This is a genomic window from Streptomyces gobitricini (assembly GCF_039532985.1).
Taxonomy (GTDB): domain Bacteria; phylum Actinomycetota; class Actinomycetes; order Streptomycetales; family Streptomycetaceae; genus Streptomyces; species Streptomyces gobitricini.
The window spans coordinates 684356-692745 of record NZ_BAAASR010000002.1 but is presented as its reverse complement, the minus strand read 5'-3'; the positions used below and the strand labels follow the sequence as shown (position 1 = coordinate 692745).

Sequence of the window (8390 nt, the reverse complement as noted above, 5' to 3'; positions counted from 1 at the left end):
CGGGCCCGGCGCCGGCCACGAGCCCCGCCCCGCCGGCCACGAACCCCGCCCCCGCCCCGGACCACGCGGCGGGCCCGGCACCCGCGGCGACCGCCGGGGCGGGCCCCGACGCACGGGGCGGCGCAGGGGCCGCTCCCGCTCCCCCCGCCGACTGACCCGCCCCGACCCCCCCCGCGAGAGTGGAGAAGCCCGTGACGGAAGGCCACAGCAGCCCGAGCACCAACCCCAGGATCGGGATCCTGGTGGTGGCGTACAACGCGGAGGCGACGCTGGAGAAGACCCTCGACCGGATCCCCGCCGACTTCCGGCCGAGGATCGCCGAGATCCTCATCCTCGACGACGCCAGCCACGACGCGACGTTCACCGCCGGGTGCCGCTGGTCCCAGCTCGACGGGATGCCGCCGACCGTCGTCATGCGGCACACCAAGAACCTCGGGTACGGCGGCAACCAGAAGGCCGGGTACGCGCTCGCCGCCGAGCGCGGGCTGGACATCGTCGTCCTGCTGCACGGCGACGGACAGTACGCCCCCGAACTGCTGCCCCAGATGGTGGAGCCCCTCGAACGCGGCGAGTGCGAAGCCGTGTTCGGCTCACGGATGATGCGGCCCCGGGACGCCCTGCGCGGCGGCATGCCGCTCTACAAGTGGCTCGGCAACCGGGTCCTGACCCGGCTGGAGAACGCGCTGCTCGGCTCGGAGCTGACCGAGTTCCACTCCGGCTACCGGGCCTACAGCGTGGACGCGCTGCGCCGCCTCCCCATCGAGCGCAACACCGACGCCTTCGACTTCGACACCCAGATCATCGTGCAGATGGCCGACGCCGGGATGCGTATCCACGAGATCCCCATCCCCACCTACTACGGCGACGAGATCTGTTACGTCAACGGCATGCGGTACGCCAAGGACGTCGTCAAGGACGTCCTCGAATACCGGCTGGCCAAGAAGGGGTTCGGGACGTGCGGATGGATCCCCAAGCCCGTCGAGTACGCCTTCAAGGAGGGTGACGGCTCCTCGCACGCCGTCATCCTGGACCGGATGCGCGGCCTGCCGCCCGGCCGGGTCCTCGACGTCGGCTGCTCCGGCGGCGTGTTCGCCGAACGTCTGGAGGCCCTCGGCCACACGGTCACCGGCATCGACTGCGTCGAGGTCGAGGGCGTACGGGACAGGTGCTCCGGCGGGTTCTTCCTCGCCGACCTGGAGGAGGGGCTGCCCGCGGACCTCGGCGAGGGGTACGACTACGTCGTCGCCGGTGACGTCATCGAGCACCTCTCCCGCCCCGAACGCCTGCTCGCCGACGTGCGCGGCGTCCTCCGCCCCGACGGGCACGTGCTGCTGTCCGTACCGAACTTCGGCCACTGGTACTCACGGCTGCGCGTCGCCCTCGGCATCTTCGACTACGACCGGCGCGGCATCCTCGACGAGACCCACCTGCGGTTCTTCAGCCGCGCCAGCCTCCGTCGCACCGTGCGTGCCGCCGGGTACGACGTGCTGTCCATCGGCGCCACCGGCGCGCCCTTCTGGTCCGTGCTCGGCGGCGGACCGGTGTCCACGGTGCTCGGCGGGGTGTCGAGGCTGCTGACCCGCCTCCGCCCCACCCTCTTCGGCTACCAGTACGTCGCACTGCTCACCCCGCATGCGGCGCGGACGATCATCGCGGGGGAGCACATCGATGTCCAGGACATCCTCAACCGTCAGTTCGTCCCGGCGGACTCCACCACCCACCGCGTCGGCGTGTGAGAGGCGCACGTTGACCCTGCCCAGCCTGGCGCTGCTGCTGTTCGCGGTCCTCTCCTCGGCGGCCGGCCAGATCATGCTCAAGCACGGCATGGCGACCGCCGCCACCGCCGCCGGGAAGGCCGGCGGCTCGCTGGCGGTACGCGCCGCGACCACCCCCTGGGTGGTGCTCGGCCTCGCCGTGTTCGCGATCTCCGCCATCGCCTGGATGTCCACCCTCGCCCGGGTTCCGCTGTCCATCGCGTACCCCTTCAACGCCCTCGGCTATCTGCTGATCGTGCTGGCCGGTTCCACACTGCTGCACGAGCGGACCTCGGTGTGGACCTGGGCCGGCTCGCTGCTGGTGGTGATCGGCCTCGTGACGGTCTTCCTCGGCCAACGGAACTGACCCACTTCGGAAGGACCGAACGCCCATGCCCGCCCTCAGCGTCATCGTGTCCGGCCACGCCCCCCTCAGCCGGCTCCGCACCTGCCTGGACAGCGTCACCGCCCAGACCCCGCCCGACCTCGACATCGTCGTCACCGTCCCCGACACCGACCGGCCCGCACGGGCCCTCGCCGCCGGCCACGAACTGCGCGACCCGCGCGTCACCGTGGTGCCCGTCGCCGCCGGCGCCCCGGCCGCCACCGCCCGGGCGGCCGCCGCCCGCGCCGCGACCGGCACGCACCTGCAGTTCCTGCACCCCGCCACCGACCGGCTGCCCGACGGCGCCGCCGCCGCCCTCACCGCCCGGCTCGACGCCCTGCGGGACGCCCCGGACGTCCTGCTCCTGGACCACCACCACGCCCACTGGTGGGACGACGCCGTGCCCAGCGGCTCCACCGGCCTCCTGGCCGGCGTCCAGGGCCCCACCACCCTCGCCGCCCGCCCCGCCCTCCTCGACCTCGAACCCCTCCTGGGCAACCGCCTCATCAGCGCCCGGCTCCTGGCCGAGCACCCCGACCTCGTCGGCACCGAAGGACACGACGAGCTCTACCTCTCGTACGCCGTCCTCCTCCTCGCCGGGCGGGTCACCGCCTGCACTGACGTCGGCCTCGTCCGCCACAAGGACCGCCCCAGCCAGCGACGCGCCAACGGCCCCGAACAGCACTTCGCCGCCTTCGGCCAGTACGAACGCCTCCACCAGCTCGCCCACGCCGCCTCCGCGCCCCCCGCCCTGCGCACCCGGCTCTACGACCGGATGGTCGGCGACTACCTGGCCACCCTCGCCCGGCGCGACGAACTGCCGCCCGCCCTGCTCACCGAGTACTTCCGGCGCGCCGCCCGCCACACCGCCCGCTTCCGCCCCGAGGGCCACCACCGGCCGGGCGGCCTCGACGGCGTGCGCCACGTCCTCCTCGGCCGGGGCGCCCACCTCGGATACCGCCTGCTGCGCATCGCCAACGACAAGCGCCGCGCCGTCCAGTCGGTCACCGCCGCCCGCGCCGAACAGGTGGCGGCCGTCCGCACCCGCCGCCGCTACCACCGCCGGCTGCGCCGCGCCGTCGACCAGGACCTCGCCGTGTTCTCCGCGTACTGGGGGCGCGGCGTCCACTGCAACCCCGCGGCCATCGCCGCCGAGCTGGCCGAACTCGCCCCCGACATCCGCCAGGTGTGGGTGGCCGAACCCGACCGCGTCGATCTGCTGCCGCCGGGCACCGACCACGTCGTCCCCGGCACGCCCCGCTACTGGGACGTCCTGGCCCGCGCCAAGTACCTGGTCAACAACGTCAACTTCCCCAACGGGATCGTCAAGCGCCCCGGTTCCGTGCACCTCCAGACGCACCACGGCACCCCTCTCAAGCGCATGGGCGTCGACCAGCGCGACCACCCCGCCGCCGCCCAGGGGCTCAGCCTCGAAGCCCTGCTGGAGCGTGTCGACCGGTGGGACTACAGCCTGTCCGCCAACAGCCACTCCACCGAGACCTGGCAGCGTGCCTACCCCGCCGGCTACCGGTCCCTCGACTACGGCTATCCGCGCAACGACATCTACCACCGCGCCACCGCCGCCGACGTCCGCGCCGCCCGCGCCAAGCTCGGCATCGAACCCGGCCGCCGGGCCCTGCTGTACGCCCCCACGCACCGCGACCACCAGCCCAGAACCCGCTGGACGCCCCGCCTGGACCTGTCCAGGCTCGCCGACGACCTCGGCGACGACACCGTCCTGCTCGTACGCGGCCACTACTTCCACGACCGGCTGCCCGGCCCGCGCCACGACCGTGTCCTCGACGTCACCGGCTACGACCCGGTCGAGGAACTCGCCCTGGCCGCCGACGCGCTCATCACCGACTACTCGTCGATCATGTTCGACTACGCCAACCTCGACCGGCCCATCGTCCTGCACACCGACGACTGGGAGACCTACACCGCCACCCGCGGCGTCTACTTCGACATCACCGCCGAACCGCCCGGCCACGTCACCCGGGACCAGGACGGACTCACCGAGATCCTGTGCGACGGCACCTGGGACGACGAGGCGGCGGCCAAACAGCGCCACGACTTCCGGCTGAGGTTCTGCGAGTACGACGACGGGCGCGCCGCCGAACGAGTCGTCCGCCGGGTCTTCCTCGGCGAGGGCGAGGAGAGCCTGCCCCCGGTCCTGCCGCTGGAACGGCGCATCCCCGCCCCCACCCCGCGGGAGGCGCACCGATGACCCCCCTCCCCGACGTCACCGTCACCGTCATCGTCCACAACGACGCCGAGCGGCTGCCGCGCGCCGTCGCCTCCGTACGCGCCCAGACCCACCGCGACATCGAGATCGTCATCAGCGACGACCACTCCACCGACGACACCCCGCGGGTCGCGGCCGAGCTGGCCGCCCAGGACGACCGTGTCCGGGTGCTGCGTCTGGAACGCAACAGCGGCGGCTGCGGCGCGCCCCGCAACCGCGCCCTGGAGACCGCCCGCGCGCCGTTCGTCATGTTCCTCGACAGCGACGACGAACTCCCGCCGCGCGCCTGCGAACTCCTGCTCGCCGCGCACGCCGGGGCGGACCTCGACTTCGCGATGGGAGCGGTCGAGCGGGTGCGCACCGACACCGGGGACGTCTCTTTCTGGATGGCGCACCTGTTCGCCCGGCGGCGCACCGTCCGGGGCATCGAGGACGAGCCGCGGCTGCTGTTCGAGCCGCTGTCCACCAACAAGATGTACCGCAAGGAGTTCCTGGACCGGCACGCCCTGCGCTTCCCCGAGGGGCTCCACTACGAGGACCAGCTGTTCACCGCGCAGGCGTACACCCTCGCCCGCGCCTTCACCGTCCTCACCGAGCCGGTCTACCGCTGGTACATCGCCCCCCACGCGGCGGCGGACACCGCCACCATCTCCAACCGGCGCCACCTGCTCTCCAACGTCCGCGACCGGGTCGCCATCGCGCGGCTGATCGACGACTTCCTCGCCGGGCAGGGGGTGTCGGACGCGGTACGGGAGGAGAAGGACCACAAGTTCCTCTCGCACGACCTGCGGCTGTACGCCGGTGACCTGCCCTACCGGGAGACGGCGTGGGTCGCGAAGTTCGCGGCGGAGATCCTCCCCTACCTGGAGGGGCTGTCCGCCGCCGCCTTCGGGCGGATGCGGCGCGACGAGCGGGTCGTGGTGGGCCTGCTGCGCGAGGGGCGGTACGAGGAGGCCCGGCTCGCGGCCCGGGGCCTGGGGCAGGGCGTGGGCCCCCGCGGGACGGTGACCGACGCAGGGGGGCGCGCGTACTGGGGGAGCGTGCTGCCCCGGACCCCGGCGGGGCGGTCCGACCTGGACCTCACGGAGCTGGACCTGACGGGCTGCCCGTTCGCCTCCGCCCGGTTCCGGCACGAGATCACCCGGGTGGGGCGCGGCGAGGACGACACCGTGGAGCTGGCCGTGCGCACCTACGACCCCGGGCGGCGCCTCCCGCTCGCCCCGCTGCCGGCCCGCCTGCACATCTCGCCCGGCGGGCGGCGGCTGCCCGTGCCGCTGCGGATGGACCCGGCGGGGCGGGGCGTCTTCGAGGGCACCGTACGGCTCCGCCCGGCCGCCGCGACGCTGCCCGCGCACGGCTTCCAGGGCGTGCGGCACCCGGTGCTGGAGGTCACCGAAGGGCGCCCGGGCGCGGGAGCGGGCAACACGGGCGTGCTGCTCGCGCCGCTGCACTTCACGCCGTTCGACGTGGCCGGGGCGGGGCGCCACCGCGTCACGGTCGAGCCGGAGGGGCGGGAGGCGGGACGGCTGCAGCTGCGCTGGCGGCCCGGTGGAGCGGTGGGCCGACTGCTGGTGCCGGTGGTGCGGAAGGGCCCCGTGCGGCGGGCCGCGAAGGCGCTGGTACGCCGCTGAGCCATCGCGCTGCCGGACCCACCGCGGTGACGGGACTCACCGCGGTGACGGGACTCACCGCGGTGACGGGACTCACCGCGGTGCCGGGAACAGCGCCGCCCCGGCCCCGCCCATCGACGGGGCCGGGCGGCGGTCCTCCAGCGGGATCACGGGCGGCAGGGCCGCCGGGTCCTCGCCCAGGAACAGGTGCCGCACCACCCGCTCGGCCGCGTGCCCGTCGTCGTACGGGCAGAAGCGCGCCCGGAACGCCGCCCGCAGCTGTGCGGAGCGGGACCCGCGCCAGTGGCCGGTGGCGAAGATGTCGATCAGTTCGTCCTCGGTGCGGGCGACCGCGCCCGGCGGGAAGTCCCGCAGGTCGAAGTAGGTGCCGCGGGTGGCGTCGTACGCCGTCCAGTCCTCGGTGTGCACGACGATCGGCCGGTCCAGACCCGCGTAGTCGAACATCAGCGACGAGTAGTCGGTCAGCAGCGCGTCCGACGCCAGGCACAGCTCCTCGACCGAGCCGTGCCCCGACACGTCGATGATCCGGGGGTTGCCGTCCGCGGGGAACGGCGAGCCGTGCGTGGGGTGCGGGCGGGCGAGGACCACGTAACGCGGCCCGAGCGCCAGCAGCAGCCGTTCCAGGTCGAGCAGGCGCGGCTGCGGGTGCGCGTAGTCGCGGTGCGTCGGGGCGTACAGGATCGCCGTGTGGCCCCCGGGGACGCCCAGCGACTCGCGCAGCAGGGCCACGTCGGAGGAGGTCGCCCGCTGGAAGACGTCGTTGCGCGGCGAGCCGAACTCCAGGGTGCGGTAGGCGGCCGGGTAGACCCGCTCCCACACGAGGCTGGAGTGCCGGTTGGCGGACACCAGGGCGTCCCACTTGTCGATGTTGCGCAGCAGCTGCGCGAAGTCCGTGCCCCGCCCGGCCGCCGGCCGGGACTGGAGGTCCAGCCCCATGTGCTTGAGCGGCGTGCCGTGCTGGGTCTGGATCAGCAGCTGGCCGCGCCGCTTGACCAGTCGGCGGTCGAAGTTGACGTTGTTGACCAGGTACTTGGAGCGGGCCAGCGCCGTCCAGTACGCCGCCGACCCCGGGTGCAGCCTGCGCGTGGCGGGCGGCACGGTGTGGGCGTGCTCGGGCGCGCAGATCCAGGCGGTGCGCACGTGCGGGGCGAGTTCGCGGACCCGCTCCTCGATCGCGGCCGGGCTGCACGCGTAGCCCCGGTGCCAGTAGGCGGCGAACACCGCCCGGTCCTCGCGCACCGGCAGACACAGCTGGATCCGGTAGTGCGTCTGGAGCAGCGCGCCGCGCGCGGCGCGCCCGGCCGCCCGTGCGTACCGCTCGGCCCGCTTCAGGTGTGCGCGGGCGGCGGTGATCGCGCGGTACGTGCGGTGGCTGCCGAACCGGACCAGGGCGTGCCGCAGCCGGGTGGTGAACTTCGGCGTGGCGCCCGGGGTGCGGAAGCGGCGGTAGTGGCGGCGGGCGCGGCGGAAGAAGTCGGCGCGGGTGCCGCGCGGGAGGCGGCCGGGGGCGGAGAACACGGACGTGAAGTGGTCGGCCATGCGCCGGAACAGCACCGGCCGCCAGCGCGCCAGGTCGGGACGGGCGTCGATGAACGCGAAGACCCGCTCGTACTGCTCGAACAGGTCGAAGTGCCGGGGGCTGGTGGTCCGCAGGATGGAGCCGGTGCGGCGCTGGCGGTAGTGGACGCAGACCCGGTCCAGGGTGGCGATCGACCCGGCGGCCATCAGCGCCGGGTACGTCCAGGGGGTGTCCTCGTAGAAGCCGGGCGGGAAGGTGAAGCCCTCGCGCTCCAGGAACTCCCGCTTGTACGCCTTGTTCCACACCACCATCAGGACCTTCAGCAGCCCCGGCCGCTCGGTCAGCGGGAACGGCGCGGGGCCGTCCTCCGTGAGGTGGCTGCGGAACTCGTGGCGCACCGCCTCGCCCGACCAGTAGACGCGGGCGTAGTCGTACACCAGGAGCTCGGGCGAGCCGGTCTCCTTGAGGCGGTCCGCGACGGCTTGCAGGGCGCCCGGTACGAAGGTGTCGTCACCGTCCAGGAAGAGGACGTAATCGCCGGTCGCGCGGGCGAGCCCGGCGTTGCGGGCGGGCCCGAGACCGGCGTTCTCGGACAGGTGGACGGCGACGACCCGGCGGTCGCGGGCGGCGAACTCGTCGATCACCGCCCCGCAGCCGTCGGGCGAGCAGTCGTCCACGGCGATCAGTTCCAGGTCCTCGAAGGACTGGGTGAGCACCGACTCCAGGCACTCGTGCAGATACGCCTGGACCTTGTACGCGGGGACGATGACGCTGAACCGGGGCATGGCCCGGGAACGTCGGATGAACCGACCGGGTTACGCCCGCCGTGGCATACGGGGGACCCGGCGGCTCACCC

Annotated in this window: 5 protein-coding genes; 4 read left to right on the top strand and 1 reads right to left on the bottom strand. The window is 73.7% G+C overall.

What is annotated here, in order from left to right; genetic code table 11:
• Positions 1 to 191 precede the first annotated feature (191 nt).
• From ABD347_RS03990 to ABD347_RS03975, 4 genes are read left to right on the top strand one after another with little or no spacing between them, the layout of a single operon-like run.
• A complete protein-coding gene (locus ABD347_RS03990) occupies positions 192 to 1736 on the top strand; it encodes a methyltransferase domain-containing protein (RefSeq protein WP_344356322.1) in 1545 nt (514 codons plus the stop codon).
• 10 nt (positions 1737 to 1746) lie between these two features.
• Positions 1747 to 2121: a DMT family transporter gene (locus ABD347_RS03985; protein WP_344356320.1), complete on the top strand. Its 375-nt coding sequence runs from the start codon at positions 1747 to 1749 to the stop codon at positions 2119 to 2121.
• A 25-nt stretch (positions 2122 to 2146) separates the two neighbouring features.
• Positions 2147 to 4366: a CDP-glycerol glycerophosphotransferase family protein gene (locus ABD347_RS03980; protein WP_344356318.1), complete on the top strand. Its 2220-nt coding sequence runs from the start codon at positions 2147 to 2149 to the stop codon at positions 4364 to 4366.
• Positions 4363 to 6015, top strand: a complete 1653-nt coding sequence (locus ABD347_RS03975) for a glycosyltransferase family 2 protein (protein WP_344356316.1) — start codon at positions 4363 to 4365, stop codon at positions 6013 to 6015. The genes ABD347_RS03980 and ABD347_RS03975 overlap by 4 nt, the downstream gene beginning before the upstream one ends.
• Positions 6016 to 6087: 72 nt before the next feature.
• Here the strand turns inward: ABD347_RS03975 and ABD347_RS03970 are convergent, their stop codons facing one another.
• The gene (locus ABD347_RS03970; RefSeq protein WP_344356315.1) at positions 6088 to 8319 is read right to left on the bottom strand and encodes a bifunctional glycosyltransferase/CDP-glycerol:glycerophosphate glycerophosphotransferase; all 2232 of its coding nucleotides are present in this window, start codon (positions 8317 to 8319) and stop codon (positions 6088 to 6090) included.
• Positions 8320 to 8390: the final 71 nt, after the last annotated feature.